The sequence below is a fragment of the Cyanobium sp. WKJ7-Wakatipu genome (genome assembly GCF_024345355.1).
In the GTDB taxonomy this organism is placed as follows: domain Bacteria; phylum Cyanobacteriota; class Cyanobacteriia; order PCC-6307; family Cyanobiaceae; genus Cyanobium_A; species Cyanobium_A usitatum.
In genome coordinates this window covers 140,729-155,049 of the sequence record NZ_JAGQAY010000003.1, presented here as the reverse complement: position 1 = coordinate 155,049, position 14,321 = coordinate 140,729, and the positions used below count along the sequence as shown (strand labels likewise).

14 protein-coding genes are annotated in these 14,321 nt (G+C 63.3%); 8 read left to right on the top strand and 6 right to left on the bottom strand.

The features are described 5' to 3' along the window. Positions 1-8 precede the first annotated feature (8 nt). From KBY83_RS03085 to KBY83_RS03070, 4 genes are all read left to right on the top strand, one after another. Positions 9-617 (top strand): M23 family metallopeptidase, encoded by a 609-nt coding sequence (locus KBY83_RS03085; RefSeq protein ID WP_255018273.1) that lies wholly within the window; start codon positions 9-11, stop codon positions 615-617. Between the two features lie 142 nt (positions 618-759). Continuing rightward, positions 760-2,532, top strand: coding sequence for a biosynthetic-type acetolactate synthase large subunit (gene ilvB / locus KBY83_RS03080; protein ID WP_396093308.1), 1,773 nt, complete (start codon positions 760-762; stop codon positions 2,530-2,532). Next, positions 2,529-2,918 carry a hypothetical protein gene (locus KBY83_RS03075; protein ID WP_255018271.1) on the top strand — a complete coding sequence of 130 codons (390 nt, stop codon included), beginning with the start codon at positions 2,529-2,531 and terminating at the stop codon, positions 2,916-2,918. The genes ilvB and KBY83_RS03075 overlap by 4 nt, the downstream gene beginning before the upstream one ends. Positions 2,919-2,938: 20 nt before the next feature. Beyond that, on the top strand, positions 2,939-3,145 hold the full coding sequence (locus KBY83_RS03070; RefSeq protein ID WP_254930967.1) for a GIVxVP protein: 207 nt from the start codon (positions 2,939-2,941) through the stop codon (positions 3,143-3,145). A 47-nt stretch (positions 3,146-3,192) separates the two neighbouring features. Here the strand turns inward: KBY83_RS03070 and KBY83_RS03065 are convergent, their stop codons facing one another. After that, entirely contained in the window at positions 3,193-3,633 is a 441-nt protein-coding gene (locus tag KBY83_RS03065; RefSeq protein WP_255018270.1) for a hypothetical protein, read from the bottom strand. A 172-nt stretch (positions 3,634-3,805) separates the two neighbouring features. On the opposite strand from KBY83_RS03065, the gene ppsA reads away from it, so the two are divergent. After that, positions 3,806-6,187, top strand: coding sequence for a phosphoenolpyruvate synthase (ppsA, locus tag KBY83_RS03060; RefSeq protein ID WP_255018269.1), 2,382 nt, complete (start codon positions 3,806-3,808; stop codon positions 6,185-6,187). A 32-nt stretch (positions 6,188-6,219) separates the two neighbouring features. Here ppsA and KBY83_RS03055 read toward each other — a convergent pair whose 3' ends face one another. After that, positions 6,220-7,317: a metallophosphoesterase gene (locus KBY83_RS03055; protein WP_255018268.1), complete on the bottom strand. Its 1,098-nt coding sequence runs from the start codon at positions 7,315-7,317 to the stop codon at positions 6,220-6,222. Positions 7,318-7,561: 244 nt separating this feature from the next. On the opposite strand from KBY83_RS03055, the gene KBY83_RS03050 reads away from it, so the two are divergent. Further along, positions 7,562-9,265, top strand: coding sequence for an FAD-dependent oxidoreductase (locus KBY83_RS03050; RefSeq protein WP_255018267.1), 1,704 nt, complete (start codon positions 7,562-7,564; stop codon positions 9,263-9,265). On the opposite strand, the gene KBY83_RS03045 is transcribed toward KBY83_RS03050, so the two are convergent. From KBY83_RS03045 to KBY83_RS03030, 4 genes are all read right to left on the bottom strand, one after another. Further along, positions 9,204-9,566, bottom strand: coding sequence for an AbrB family transcriptional regulator (locus KBY83_RS03045; protein WP_254941143.1), 363 nt, complete (start codon positions 9,564-9,566; stop codon positions 9,204-9,206). The genes KBY83_RS03050 and KBY83_RS03045 overlap by 62 nt on opposite strands. A 104-nt stretch (positions 9,567-9,670) precedes the next feature. Beyond that, positions 9,671-10,486 carry a peptidoglycan editing factor PgeF gene (gene pgeF, locus KBY83_RS03040; protein WP_255018266.1) on the bottom strand — a complete coding sequence of 272 codons (816 nt, stop codon included), beginning with the start codon at positions 10,484-10,486 and terminating at the stop codon, positions 9,671-9,673. Positions 10,487-10,495: 9 nt separating this feature from the next. Then, positions 10,496-11,380, bottom strand: coding sequence for a Tab2/Atab2 family RNA-binding protein (locus tag KBY83_RS03035; RefSeq protein ID WP_255018264.1), 885 nt, complete (start codon positions 11,378-11,380; stop codon positions 10,496-10,498). Continuing rightward, positions 11,377-12,660: a S1 RNA-binding domain-containing protein gene (locus KBY83_RS03030; protein WP_255018263.1), complete on the bottom strand. Its 1,284-nt coding sequence runs from the start codon at positions 12,658-12,660 to the stop codon at positions 11,377-11,379. The genes KBY83_RS03035 and KBY83_RS03030 overlap by 4 nt, the downstream gene beginning before the upstream one ends. A gap of 49 nt (positions 12,661-12,709) precedes the next feature. Between KBY83_RS03030 and KBY83_RS03025 the strand changes: the two genes are divergently transcribed. Further along, on the top strand, positions 12,710-13,513 hold the full coding sequence (locus KBY83_RS03025) for a creatininase family protein (protein ID WP_255018262.1): 804 nt from the start codon (positions 12,710-12,712) through the stop codon (positions 13,511-13,513). Between the two features lie 44 nt (positions 13,514-13,557). Then, positions 13,558-14,301, top strand: a complete 744-nt coding sequence (locus KBY83_RS03020; RefSeq protein WP_255018261.1) for an aldehyde oxygenase (deformylating) — start codon at positions 13,558-13,560, stop codon at positions 14,299-14,301. Positions 14,302-14,321: the final 20 nt, after the last annotated feature.

Here is a 14,321-nt window from a genome sequence, read left to right as displayed (position 1 = left end):
GCCGTCTAATGCAGGGCCGTCCAATGCAGGGCAGACTGATCGCGGCGGCGGTCGTGTTCAGCGGCAGCGCCGGCCTGCTGCTTTCCAGCTCGGCTGGGCTGGCCCAGAGTCGCTGGCAGATGGGGGTTTTTCCCGTCACCAGCTTCCTGGCCTACACCAGCCATTTCGGTACCCGCACCGGCCCCTGGGGTCGGGTAGAGCCCCATTACGGCCTTGATATCGCAGCTCCCATGGGATCGCCGATCCGCAACTGGTGGGCTGGCTCGGTGCAGGACGTGATCAACGACGGAGGCTGCGGCTTGGGGCTGGTGATTCGTTCGGGCGATTACGAGCACATCTACTGCCATTTGTCCGGCCGGGTTTCAGGCGGTACCTACAGCAGTGGTCAGGTGCTGCTGCGCCAGGGCCAGGGCGTGCGCACGGGGCAACTAATCGGCCATGTGGGCATGAGCGGCCGCACTACTGGTCCTCACCTGCATTGGGGCATGCGCCATGGCGGCCGCTGGCTAGACCCAGCCCAGATCCTGCGAGCTATGGCAGCCGGCAGGCGCCAGCAACCGGGGCGGGCAACTGCCCCGAAAGCGCCGCCGGCAACTAGGGTTGCCGTAATCCGTTAACCGCCAAGTTGATTGGCCTGCAGCAGCCGTGACGCTGACGCCCCTCGCCTCTGCGGCCCAGTCCGCTACCGCCACAACCAGTGGTGATCACACCGCTGCTGAAGCTTTTGCTCCTCAGCGAGTAAACGGCGGCTATGCCCTGATGGACGCCCTGCATCGCCATGGAGTGCGCCACATCTTTGGCTATCCCGGCGGCGCGATCCTGCCCATCTACGACGAACTGCACAAGGCAGAGTCCCGTGGCTGGTTGAAGCACATCCTGGTGCGCCATGAGCAGGGCGGCACCCATGCGGCCGATGCCTACGCGCGAGCCACCGGCGAAGTTGGCGTCTGCTTTGGAACTTCGGGGCCCGGCGCTACCAACCTGGTCACCGGCATCGCCACTGCCCAGATGGATTCGGTGCCGATGGTGGTGATCACCGGGCAGGTGCCGCGGGCATCGATTGGCACCGACGCCTTCCAGGAAACCGACATCTTCGGCATAACCCTGCCGATCGTGAAGCACTCCTGGGTTGTGCGCGATCCCCGCGATATCGGCAGGATCGTGGCTGAAGCCTTTTTGATTGCAGCCAGTGGCAGGCCCGGCCCGGTGCTGATTGACGTGCCCAAGGACGTCGGTCTGGAGGAATTTGACTACACGCCGGTGGCTCCGGGCTCGGCGATCCCAGCTGGATTCAAGTTGCCACCCAGCCCCGACCCCGAGGCCGTTGCCGCGGCTCTGGCCTTGATCCGCCAAGCCCGTCGCCCCCTGCTCTACGTCGGTGGCGGAGCCATCAGCAGCGGGGCCCATGGCGCCGTGAAACAGCTGGCCGAACGCTTCCGCCTGCCTGTCACCACCACCTTGATGGGCAAGGGAGCCTTCGATGAGAAGCACCCTCAATCTGTGGGCATGCTCGGCATGCACGGCACCGCCTATGCCAATTTCGCAGTCACAGAGTGCGATCTGCTGATTGCCACCGGTGCCCGTTTCGACGACCGGGTCACAGGCCGGCTGGATGGCTTTGCGCCCCGGGCCCAGGTGATCCATATCGATATCGACGCGGCGGAGATGGGCAAAACCCGCCTACCCGATGTGGCCTTGGTGGCCGATGTCCAGGCCGCGCTAGCAGCCCTTCTGGCTGCCTCAGCCCAGGACAGCTCGGAGGGCCGCACCGAGGCCTGGTTGCAGCGCATCGACAGCTGGAAGCAGAACTATCCGCTGGTGGTGCCCGATCCGGAGGGAGACATCGCCCCCCAGGAAGTGATTGTCGCCCTGAGGGAGCTGGCACCGGATGCCTTCTACACCACAGATGTGGGCCAACACCAAATGTGGGCAGCCCAGTTTCTACACAATGGCCCCCGGCGCTGGATCAGCTCGGCGGGCCTTGGCACGATGGGTTTCGGCATGCCCGCAGCCATGGGCGTGCAGACCGCCTTCCCGGATGAGCAGGTGATCTGTGTTGCCGGCGACGCCAGCATCCTGATGAACATTCAGGAACTGGGCACTCTCAGCCAATACAACCTGCCGGTGAAGGTGGTGGTGATTAACAACGGCTGGCAGGGCATGGTGCGCCAGTGGCAGGAGAGCTTCTACGGAGAGCGCTACTCGGCCTCGGAAATGACCAATGGCATGCCGAATTTCGCAGCTTTAGCGGAAGCCTTCGGCGTTAGGGGTGTGCGCATCGACGAACGGGCCAATCTGCGCCAGCAATTGCAGGAGGCCCTTGACCATCCCGGGCCTGCCTTCATCGATGTCAAGGTGCGCCGCAACGAGAACTGCTATCCGATGGTTCCCCCCGGCGCCAGCAACGCCCAGATGGTGGGGCTGCCATCCCATCCGGAGCTGGCTATCGACACGAGCCGCCATTGCCACTCCTGCGGTAGCACCACCGAAAGTGCCCACCTGTTCTGCCCCAGCTGCGGCGCCAAGCTTTGAGATGGCTCGCCGCATTGCTGGCGGTTTTACTGCTGTGGCCTGGAGCCGCCTTGGCGGCCGAGGTGCTGCAGGTGCGGGGGGCAACCCTGCTGCAGCTAGGCGACCAAAACCGGAGCTACACGGTGCAGCTGGCCTGTGTGGAGGTGGCTGAAGCTCAGCAGGCTGAGGCAGTGGCCTGGCTACGCCAAGCCGTTCCTCGCCACACCCGCGTCAATTTGCGGCCGATGGGCCAAAACCAGGGTGTGCTGTTGGCAAGGGTTCAGCCGCTTGCTCCCGTGCGTGGCAGCACAAACCAAGCAGCAGATCTGGGCAGCGGATTAATCGCAGCTGGTCTGGCCCAAGCCGACTCCCACGCCAGCGCCGACTGTGCCAACGTCGCAGCCTGAATGAGGCCACTTATCTGCCCATGAGTCTGAATCGCACCGCCAAGGGCATCGTGCTGGTGCCCTCCCTGCTGCTGGGGGGAGCCTTCCTTGCGGCGGGGGTATGGAGTGAGGGCCCAGCGGCTAGTAATAAAACCCTAGCCCTCAGTTTGGGCGGATTGCTGATGGCGGCTGGGCTACTGGCCCAACTCCTACCGGAGAGTAAGCCAGAGTCTTCCGACTCCGACTGATCTCCAGTCAAAGGGCAAGTTTGATCTCTATTCAAAGGGCAAGCTCTTTACTTCTTGGGCTGGGCTTTGGAGGCCTGGGCTGTGTACTGGGCGATCACATCGTCCACAAATTTTTTGTCGTCGGCGGTGATCTTGGCGTAACAGCCCTGCTTAACCCGGCCCACAATCTGCACAATGCTGCCGTTGAAAATCTGGGCGGCTTCAAGCTTGCCGCTGCCAGCTATCTGACCGCCATGGGCAGCGGTCACCACGTAGGTGATCGCCTTGGCATTGGAGATAACGGCGTTTTGCACGGCCAATTTCTGCTCCACCGCCAGCTCACAGACGTTGACGGCGGCGGCGAGAGCCAGATCGTTCATGGTCTCCAGGCTGACTGGCTTGGCCGCAGCGGCGGCGGCCCCAGGCGACTGGGCGAAGACAGGAGCTCCCAGCAGAGCTGTGGTACTTAGGGCGGAAGCAGCGATCCAGGCGAGGGAAAAGCGAGACACAGAAACTTGCGAGCAACAAAAAGCTTCACCCCACTGTGCCACCTATTTCGAACCAGCGTCAGGGGGTGTGGGGCCTGCATCGCTGGCTTCACAGTTAAGACAACGCCCCAAGAAGGCGCCAGATTCAGGGTGGCTGCCAAATACCCATGCCAACAGCCGCGAACTGCTCGTCGTGCCGTTCGCGGAAGTAGGTATCGGGGCGATAGCCGAGGTGGGCGGCAAAAACGCCTCCCTCGGCGAAATGATCCGCGAGCTCGCGGGCCAGGGTGTGCGGGTGCCTGGAGGCTTCGCCACCACAGCCGCCGCCTACCGCCACCTACTGCGCAGCAACGACCTCAGAACTCCACTGCAGGACCTACTCCAAAACCTGGATGCTGATGATCTCGGTGCCCTGCAGGCCGCCGGCAAAGCCGCCCGCAACCTGCTGCTGAACACCACCCTGCCCGCCGATCTCAGCGAAGCGATCCTGGCCGCCTATCGAGAGCTGGCAACACCAGATGGCGTTTTGCCAGCGGTAGCAGTGCGCTCGAGCGCCACAGCCGAAGACCTGCCCGATGCCAGCTTTGCTGGCCAGCAGGAGACCTTCCTCAATATTCAGGGCGAAGCTGCCCTGCTGCAGGCCTGCCGGCGTTGCTACGCGTCGCTGTTCACCGACCGGGCCATCTCCTACCGCCAGCTCAATGGTTTTGACCACCTGGAGGTCGCCCTTTCGATCGGTGTGCAGCGCATGGTGCGCTCCGACCTGGCCTGCGCCGGGGTGATGTTCAGCATTGACACCGAGACAGGCTTCCGCGACGCGGTGCTACTCACCGCCGCCTACGGCCTCGGTGAAAACGTTGTTCAGGGCGCCGTTAACCCCGATGAAGTGCTGATTTTTAAGCCAACGCTTGAGCAGGGATTTGCGCCGATCCTCAGCAAGCGACTGGGCAGCAAGGCGATCCGGATGGTGTACGGGGAAGCGGGGATCACCGTGACAAACGAGCCCGTGCCGGAAGCCGAGTGCAACCGCTTCGCCCTCAGCGATGACGAGTGCCTCACCCTGGCCCGTTGGGCCTGCCAAATTGAGCGTCACTACAGCGACAAGCGTGGCGCCCCCACGCCAATGGACATCGAGTGGGCAAAAGATGGCCTCACAGGCGAGCTGTTCATCCTCCAAGCCCGTCCTGAAACCGTGCAGTCGCGGCAGCAGCAGGCGGTGCTGCGCAGCTGGCACCTGGAGCCCCATCAGGCGCAAACCCTGGTGAGCGGCCGCGCCATCGGCGCCTCGGTGAGCAGCGGCGTAGCCCGGGTGATTAATGATCCCGGCGAAATCAGCCGTTTTGAGGCTGGCGACCTACTGATCACCGAACGCACGGACCCCGACTGGGAACCAATCCTCAAACGAGCCAGTGGCGTGGTGACCGACCAGGGCGGCCGCACCTGCCATGCGGCGATCATTGCCCGCGAGATGGGCATTACGGCCATCGTCGGCACCGGCGATGGCACCCAGCGCATCCAGGACGGCGACGCCATCACGATCAGCTGCTGCGAAGGCGATGTCGGCCGGGTGTACCGGGGCAACCTGCCGTTCAGCGTCACGGAGCAGGCCATTGGCGATCTGCCCGTCACCCGCACCCAGATCTTGATAAGTGTTGGCAATCGGGAGGAGGCCTTCAACCTCGCGGCCATTCCCTGCGACGGGGTGGGCCTGGCCAGGCTGGAGTTCATCATCGCCAATCACATCAAGGTGCACCCGCTGGCCCTGCTCCAGCCTGAGCGGGTTGCTGACGCCCAGCAGCGGCAGCAGATAGCCCGGTTAACGGCTGGCCACACCAGCCCCGCCGAGTACTACGTGGATCTACTGGCCCAGGGCATGGCCCGCATTGCAGCGGCTTTCTATCCCAGGCCGGTGATCCTGCGCTTTTCCGATTTTAAGAGCAATGAATACGCTCGACTGCTTGGGGGAGCTGCGTTTGAACCCAACGAGGAGAACCCGATGCTCGGCTGGCGGGGCGCATCCCGCTACTACGCCCCCGCCTTCCGCGCTGCTTTTGCCCTTGAATGCCAGGCCCTTAAACGGGTGCGCGATGCCATGGGACTCACCAATGTGATCCCGATGGTGCCTTTCTGTCGCACTCCCGAGGAGGGGGATCGGGTGTTGGCCGAAATGGCCCGCTCCGGCCTGGTGCGGGGTGAAAACGGGCTTGAGGTGTATGTGATGTGCGAGCTACCAAGCAACGTGATCGCGGCAGAGGCGTTTGCCGAGCGCTTCGATGGCTTCTCGATCGGCTCCAACGACCTCACCCAGCTCACCCTGGGGCTGGATCGCGATTCAGCCTTGGTGGCTGAGTTGTTTGACGAGCGCCATCCGACCGTGAAGTCCATGATTCGCCTGGCAATCCAAAGCGCCAAACGCTGCGGCCGCAAGATCGGCATCTGCGGCCAAGCCCCCAGCGACTACCCCGATTTCGCTCGCTTCCTGGTGGAGGAGGGCATTGATTCGATCAGCCTCAACCCCGACGCCGTGATCGCCACCCGCCTGGAGGTGGCCAGGATCGAGGCCAGCTTGGCCTGAGCCGCCAACCGCAGCTCACAAAACCCCATCTCTCAGCCGATCCGCCGCAGCGACGGTCCCTGGCTGGGTTGAATCTGGGCAGGTAGCTGCTGGCTGCTGATCGACTCCAGGGTGGTCATGTTGTAGCTGGTGTAGGTCGTGCGTCCCGCGCCATCGCCCTGGGGCCAGAAGGCATCGATCACGGTGAGGGTCTGCACCGGAGCCGTGCTGTCCTGCAGCCGGCGGCGCGGACCGCTGCCCAGGGCGCCGAGGTTGAGCAGGTCCAGTTGACCCACTCGGCCAGGGAAGAAGGCGTGATGGTGGCCGCTGATGTAGGCATGGGCGCCGGTGCGCTCCAGCAACTGGCGCAGGGCCTCGCTCTGCTGCAACACCTCGCCAGGCCGGTCCCGGCCCTCTCCTACGGCCAGCAGCGGCAGGTGGCCAAGCACCAGCCGCAACCGAGCCGATTGGGCCTCGGGGCTGCGCAGCTGGCGCTCGGCCCAGGCCACCTGTTCGGCGGGCAGGGCGGCCGAGGAGGCATCCCACACCAGCAGGAAAAGGTCGTGCTGACGCACGCTGTAAGCAAAGGGAAAGCGGCTGGCATCAACAAACTTCAGCCCCAAGGCATTCTGCTGGCCGCGCCAATAACGCTCGGCCTCCTGGCGATCGAGCTCAAATATGTATTTGCCTGCAGAGCGGGCGGAAGAGGCGTCGTGGTTGCCCATGGTGATCGCCACCGGCAGCCCAGCCCGCTCCAGAGGTGCCAGCAGCTGGCGGTGGAAGGAGGCCCACATGGCGCTGAGGTGTACCCGGCTGAGGCCCTGCTTCTGGCCCGCCACCATGTCGCCGCCGCAGAGCACCAGATCGGGTTTCCAGCTGGGGATCAGTTCAACGGCCCGCAGCACCTCCGGCAGGTAGCTGGTGGAGCCGTAGCTGCTGTTGAGATCACTGATCGCCACCAGGCGCAGGTCGCCTCGGGGCGGCAGCAGCGGTTTGGCACCGCCTCGAGGGGCGGCAGCGGCCTCAGGGTTCAGGCCTGATGCCGCCAAGGCTGCCACTCCCAAGCCAGCCAAGCTGAGGAAGCCACGTCGGGAGACGAAGGCGCCAGGCCAGGTGAGGTTCTTCGGCGTGCTGCGCTGGAACATGCCCATGGTTTAGCGCCCCGCCTAGGCAGACAGACGCCAGAGCAAGGTGCCGTGGGCCGTGGCTCGCAGCACACAAAGGACCGCCAGGGCCATGCAAAGGGGGCAGTGGGTAATCGACAAAGAATCGACGCCGCATCGACCTCCAGCCTGGCAGCCCAATCGAATTTCAGGCGCAGTGGAGCCAAGACTGCTGAAATAACGCCATGAATAAGCGCCCGGCTCCCGTCCAGGCGCTCCCCTGGAGTCGGTAGTGCTGCGCCTGAGCGAATTGAAGCTGCCCCTCGACCACAGCGAGGCCGACCTGGCGGCGGCAGTGCTGAGGCGCCTGCGGCTCGCCCCCGATCAACTACTTGGGTTGCGGCTGGTTAAGCGCAGCGTTGATGCCCGCAAGAGCGCGGCGATCACCCTCGTTTACAGCCTGGATCTGGATTTGGACCTTGATGCCCGTGCCGAGGCCCGGCTTCTCAAGCGCTTTGCCGGCGACCCCCACCTGCGGCCCAGCCCCGACATGACCTATCACCCCGTCGTAAGCGGAGCCAACGCTGGAAAGCTGCGACCAGTGGTGGTGGGAGCTGGTCCCTGCGGCTATTTCGCGGCCCTGCTGCTGGCCCAGATGGGGTTTCGTCCCCTACTGCTGGAGCGGGGCAAGGCGGTCAAGGAGCGCAGCGCCGACACCTTCGGCTTTTGGAAGGGGAGCGCTGACTTCAATCCCGAATCAAATGCCCAATTTGGCGAGGGTGGGGCTGGCACCTTCTCCGACGGCAAGCTTTACAGCCAGGTGAGCGAAGCCAAGCCCTACGTGCGCAAGGTGCTGGAGGAGCTAGTTGCCGCAGGCGCCAACCCTGACATCCTCACCCTGCACCACCCCCACATCGGCACCTACAAACTGGCCACGGTGGTGCGGGGGTTGCGGCAGCGAATCGAGGCCCTAGGGGGCGAGGTGCGCTTCGAGTGCCGGGTAGACGGCCTGGAGCTTAATCCCGTAGACCGCTCCATTCAGGGTCTGCAGCTCGATAGCGGCGAACGAATTGCCGCCACCCAGGTGGTGCTGGCCCTTGGCCACAGCGCCCGGGACAGCTTTGAGATGTTGAAAACCGCCGGCGTGGCGATGCAGCCCAAGCCTTTTGCCGTTGGTCTACGCATCGAACACCCCCAGAGCCTGATTGACAGGGCCCGCTGGGGGCAGGCCGCCGGCCACCCGCGCTTGGGGCCAGCTGAATACAAGCTGGTGCATCACTGCCGTGAGACAGCCAACTTGGGCCGCAGTGTCTACAGCTTTTGCATGTGCCCGGGGGGATTGGTGGTGGGGGCTACCTCGGAGCCAGGTCGAGTAGTTACAAATGGCATGAGCCAGCACACCCGCAATGAACGCAATGCCAACAGCGGCATCGTGGTGGGTATCGAGCTAGCCGATCTGACGCCCTATGGGGAAAGAGACGACGATCCCCTCGCCGGCGTTGCTTTTCAGCGCTATTGGGAGGGGCGCGCCTTTGTTACAGGCGGATCTAACTACCAAGCACCTGCCCAGCGGGTTGGAGATTTCCTCGCTAACCGCTCAAGTGAGGGCAGTGGCGGAGTGATTCCTTCATACCAACCAGGAGTTTGCTATGGAAACTTGGCTGGCTGCCTACCGGAGTTCGTGCTGACAGCTATCCGAGAGGCCCTGCCCGCCTTCGATCGCCGCATTCCAGGCTTCCTAATGGGCGATGCCCTGCTCACCGGTGTAGAGACCCGCACCTCGTCGCCCGTGCGGCTACCCAGAGACGAAATAACCCTGGAGTGTGGTAACACCCCAGGGTTATACCCAGCCGGCGAGGGAGCTGGTTATGCCGGCGGAATCCTCTCGGCAGCAATTGATGGAATCAAAGTGGCCGAACAGGTAGCCCTGTCGATCACTCTTCCTCGTCCTCAGCACCCAGTGGTACCAAGCGAATCTGTTTGCGACCCAACTTGATTTCGAACTCATCGCCAGGCTTGAGGTCAAGCATGCCCGTATAAGCCTTGCCGACCATCAAGTTGCCGTTGAACTGGACCTTGGTGTTGAAGCTGAGTTTTCGGCCGCCCTTCCCGGTTTTGGCTGCACCGCCAAAATCGACTCCCTTGGCATTCAAGAGAGCCTCGTAGAAGGCTGTGAAGTTCAGCCGTTCCGAACCGTCTTTTTTGTGGGAGACATAGCCGCAAGCGCGAACCAAGTCAGACTTGCTCACATCCCCGAGTTCTTTGACCTTGGCGAGGAGGTCGACACCAGTGAGCATTGATGATAATTATGCAACTCCTGCATTATTGCGCAGAAACAGGCCCGAATGCAAGCTACGCGGCTTTGATTGAAGGTGAATCCAGCTCGAAACAGCGCCAAGATTCAAGCCTGAGAAACAATGCCGCTCCACTGCACCGCCTTCACCTGATCGCGCCGCCAGGAGTGAAAAAGCAGTGGTTCGCTGGCTGTGCAAAGAGGGCAGCGGTCAATTTGCGCCGCGGGCACCCCAAGTCGCTCCAGTTGGAGCTGGGCGGCAAGGCGAATATCAAGGCGGTCTTTCATAGGGTCTGGATCGGCCTGCAGAGCGCCGCACTGACGCAACTGCTCAAGCAGAACAGGCAGCAAAGACGCATCAGGGGCGGCGGCTAGAGACGCCGCAACCTGTTCAGACACCAGCCGCTGCACTTGGTAGGAGCCACCGTCGATCGCTGGTCCTAGGGCCACCAGCAGCTCGGCCGGCCGACTGCCTCCATCCACCAGCTGCTGCACGGCGCGCTCGAGGATGCCTCCAGCCACACCGCGCCAACCAGCGTGGCAAGCCGCCACCCGGCCAGTAGCGGGATCAGCAATCAGCACCGGGGTGCAGTCAGCGCCACAAGCCCAGAGGCTTTGGCCGCCGGCATCACTAATAAGACCATCGGCCTCGGGAAAGGGATCGGCGCTGGCCTGGCTGGCTGGCAAAACCAAGGCGCTGTGCACCTGACGCAGACGGTGCACACTCACCCCAGCGCTCACATAAGCCGCCAGCACCTCAGGCCCCCGTCCCTGCCATTGACGTGTAAAGAAGCCATGCTCAAACGACTGGAGCAGGTCGCACTGGAGGTAGTAGCCGCCATAGGTACCTACCCAGGTCCAACCGGGCAAGGAATTGAAGTCCCGGTCGGGACGATCAAAGGGGGGATCAACCGCTTCGGCCATCGTGGGGAATCAAGCGTCGGGAAGATCGCGCAGCAACCAGAAGCCCTCAAAGCGCTGGTCCTGCTCGCTGGCCTGAACGGCAAGGAACTGAAGGCCACCAGCCTGCTCTCGGGCGGCAGCAAAAGCCGCAGTGGCCACCTCTGCCTCCTCAGCCGGCAAGTTGGTGAGCAGCCAGCGATCCTCAAGGCCTGCCTCAAGCACTAGCTGCGGGCCACTGATCTCAAGCCGCACGGGTTCGAGCCCAGCCAGCCAGCCGGCCAGGGCCAGGGCCCTGGTGGAGCTGAATAGGCGAATGCCCGGCACCGGCAGCTCGGCAGTCCCCGCCTCTGGTAGGGGTACGAGGCCCGCAAAGCCAACCTCCCACTCCGATGCAGCGGCTAGGACACCCAAGGGCAAGGTGGCCCAGGCCCAGCTGTCGCCCCGCGCCTCTTCCGGCAAGGGCACCGCAATCGGTCGCAAAGCCTGGGGGGGCGGTGCTAGCGGGCCCGCCATGTAGCCGGGCTCCTGGGGATACACCAGGCGCTCCCGCTCCTGCAGCCAGTTGACCAGGGCGTAGGTACGGCGGCTGGGCACCAGCTCCAATCCCAGCCCCTCAGCAGCCCGCTGCACCATGGTGCGCATCGAGCCACGCCAGCAGCGCAGCCGCCGAGGCGGCCCAAAACCCTGGGCGGCAGCACCAGCCAATGCTGCCTCCAGAGCCTCCCTCAGCCAGATCGAATTAACGCTGGTGGCAGGGCAGGCCTGGGCCCAGCGGAAGGATTCGCTCGCTACCTCCCCTGGTCCGGGCACCTCAGGGGTGGAACAAATCAGCAGCTCCCAGCGCTTTTTGCCATCTTCTTCAAGGATGGGACGGGAGTAGTAGTCGAGCTCCCAATCTGGAGCGGCCTGCTTCATCCGGCCCCTTGTTCTTGCTGGCGCAGCACGGAGCGGGCCCGGTTGGCCCGCTCTGGAGCCTCAGCCATCACTTTGTCGCGATCGATCAGCAGTTCACCGGGCTGTCCCTCGAGAAGGGCGGTATTGAGGGCGATGCGGCCCCGGCCCGGATCCAGCTCGGTGATCAGGGCCTTGACCCGGTCTCCCTGGCCAAAAACCTCACGCAGGTCCCGCAGCTGACCACCACTAATTGCCGATTGGTGCAACAAACCGCTCACACCGCCTAGATCGACAAACAAGCCATAGGGCTTAATTGCCACCACCTGGCCTTCGACCAGCTGACCCACCTCCAGGTTTTGGAACAGGGCTGCAGTGGCAGCTTTCTTCTCCGACAACACCAACTTGCGGGTCTCTGGATTGACCTCTAGGAAGGCGGCCCCAAGGGTCTTACCCACCAAAGCCTCATGGTTTTCACCCTCCTGCAGCTGGGAACGGGGGATGAAGCCGCGCAATCCCTCGAGTTCACAGGTGACACCACCTCGATTGAAGCCGTTCACTTTGACCTGCACTACCTTGCCCTCCTTCTCCAGGAGCCTCACCTTCTCCCAGCTCTGGCGCAGGGCCAAGGCACGGGCGCTGATGGTCACCATGCCATCGGCGTTTTGCTCACCGGTGACGAGCACATCCACCTCCAGCCCCTTGGGAAAGGTCTCTTTGAGGTTGGTGATCACCCCCAGGCCGCACTCTTTCTTGGGCATGAAACCCGGCGCCTTGCCGCCGATATCCACGTAAACGCCATCGCTTTCGACACCGATCACGGTGCCGCGCACCACCTCTCCAGTGGTGCCATGGGGCTCGTGGTCGTCGAGAGCCGCCAGAAAGGCTTCTTCGTCAAAGTCGAAATCGTCGACGCTCCGCGCCGCGGGCTTGGTGCTGGGCTCTCCGGCAACAGCAGCCTTGGGAGCACGCTTCTGACTCGGGTCAGGGCCCAGCAGGTCGGCCATGGTGAGGCCCTCCATGGACCCCAGGTCAAACAGCTCGTCGTCGTTTCGGACAGGAGTGCTGGCAGGTGCCGCAACCCGGTTAACGGGAGAGAGCTGAGCGGGAGCCTGGGGAGCTGCGGCAAGCGCAGGCTCAGTCGCAGACGGCTGCGGGGCTGGCTCGTCCTTGCGGATCATCAACACCTGGGGCGGCTTACGCAGAGGCGCCAGCGGCTGGGGGCGTGCAGGCACTGGGCGCGCAGGACCAGGGGGCACGGGCCGGGATGAGGATGAGGGCGGTTGACTGCCGGTACCGGCCATCTCCACTAAGGGCTGAGAGCCCCACACTGTAGTGATCAGTCCTCAAAAAATGCCCCAGCAGCGCCACCTTGAGCAGCTGGCCTGGCCGCAGGTTCAGGAGCTTGCAGCCCAGCCAGGAAGCACGGTTGTCTGGCCCTGGGGGGCGGTCGAGCAACACGGCCCCCAACTGCCGCTCGGAACGGATGGCCTGTTTGCTGAGCGAGTGCTAGACGCAGTTTTGGTAGCGCTGGAGCCAAGCCTGCCCATTGTGCGGCTGCCGCTGCAGAGCATTGGCTTCTCCCCAGAGCACCGTGGTTTCAGTGGCACCATCAGCCTCCCCCCCCAGGTCCTGATCGAGCAACTGGTGGCCGTAGGCCATGAACTGGCCAGCACAGGTTTTCAGCGCCTGGTGTTGTTTAACGGACACGGAGGCCAGATATCCCTGCTCCAGACCGCCGCGCGCCAGCTGCGGGCGGAGCGGCCCGAGCTAGCCGTGCTGCCCTGCTTTTTATGGAGTGGTCCCGAGGGGATCGCCGAGCTCATCCCCGAGCCGGAGCGCTCCGACGGGCTGCACGCGGGCCTGGCGGAGACCAGCCTGATGCTGCACCTTGCCCCCCAGCTGGTGGGCGAGCAGCGCCCCTGCGATGGCAAGGGAGGCGAGGTCATCCCCGCCGGGTGGAGCCTGGAAGGGGCCGCCCCGCTTGCCTGGCTCAGCCAGGAACTCAGCCTCACCGGAGTGGTTGGCGACGCCCGCGGCGCTTGTGCAGCCCTGGGAGCCCAACTTTTTGACCGGTTGGTCGCAGGTTGGCAGCACCGCTTCGAAACCCTGCTGGCCAGCCCCTGGCCAGGCCAAGGGACGGTCAGAGTTCGGTAGGGGGTGGTTACAGTCAGATGATCAGATCCAACAGCGCGGCTGCCATGACAACTCTTGCTCCTACCAATGTCACTGACAATGTGACTGAGAATGTCACTAAGGCGTTCCCATCCGACCAACTGCCCGACTTCAGCACAGACACCTACAAGGACGCCTACAGCCGCATCAACGCGATCGTGATTGAAGGCGAGCAGGAAGCTCACGACAATTACATCTCTATTGGTGGGCTTCTCCCCGACCAAGCTGAGGAGCTCACCAGATTGGCCCGCATGGAGCTGAAGCACATGAAAGGCTTCACAGCTTGCGCCAACAACCTCGGCGTCACTGCTGATATGCCGTTTGCTAAGGAGTTCTTCTCACCTCTGCACAACAACTTTCAGAAGGCTCTAGCTGAAGGCAAGGTCACAACCTGTCTTTTGATTCAGGCCATTTTGATCGAGGCCTTTGCAATTTCGGCCTATCACATCTATATCCCCGTAGCCGATCCATTCGCGCGTAAGATCACCGAAGGTGTAGTCAAAGATGAGTACACACACCTTAATTACGGTCAGGAATGGCTGAAAGCCAACCTTGAAACGGTGCGAGGGGAGCTGGAGCTGGCAAACCGTGAGAATCTGCCCCTGGTGCGCAAGATGCTCGAGCAGGTCGCTGGCGACGCGGCTGTTCTGCAAATGGACCAGGAGGATTTGATGGCCGATTTCCTCACCTCCTACCAAGAGGCTCTGCTCGAAGTTGGCTTCACTTCCAGGGAGATCGCCAAAATGGCAGCCGCTGCATTGATCGGCTGAAGTCTCCTGCCAGGGGTGTC

Bases quoted from the DNA above. Each gene is read 5' to 3' on its own strand.
- KBY83_RS03085 (WP_255018273.1), top strand. From the start codon at position 9: ATGCAGGGCCGTCCAATGCAGGGCAGACTGATCGCGGCGGCGGTCGTG.
- ilvB (WP_396093308.1), top strand. From the start codon at position 760: ATGGACGCCCTGCATCGCCATGGAGTGCGCCACATCTTTGGCTATCCC.
- KBY83_RS03070 (WP_254930967.1), top strand. From the start codon at position 2,939: ATGAGTCTGAATCGCACCGCCAAGGGCATCGTGCTGGTGCCCTCCCTG.
- KBY83_RS03055 (WP_255018268.1), bottom strand. From the start codon at position 7,317: ATGGGCATGTTCCAGCGCAGCACGCCGAAGAACCTCACCTGGCCTGGC.
- KBY83_RS03045 (WP_254941143.1), bottom strand. From the start codon at position 9,566: ATGCTCACTGGTGTCGACCTCCTCGCCAAGGTCAAAGAACTCGGGGAT.
- pgeF (WP_255018266.1), bottom strand. From the start codon at position 10,486: ATGGCCGAAGCGGTTGATCCCCCCTTTGATCGTCCCGACCGGGACTTC.
- KBY83_RS03035 (WP_255018264.1), bottom strand. From the start codon at position 11,380: ATGAAGCAGGCCGCTCCAGATTGGGAGCTCGACTACTACTCCCGTCCC.
- KBY83_RS03030 (WP_255018263.1), bottom strand. From the start codon at position 12,660: ATGGCCGGTACCGGCAGTCAACCGCCCTCATCCTCATCCCGGCCCGTG.
- KBY83_RS03025 (WP_255018262.1), top strand. From the start codon at position 12,710: ATGCCCCAGCAGCGCCACCTTGAGCAGCTGGCCTGGCCGCAGGTTCAG.
- KBY83_RS03020 (WP_255018261.1), top strand. From the start codon at position 13,558: ATGACAACTCTTGCTCCTACCAATGTCACTGACAATGTGACTGAGAAT.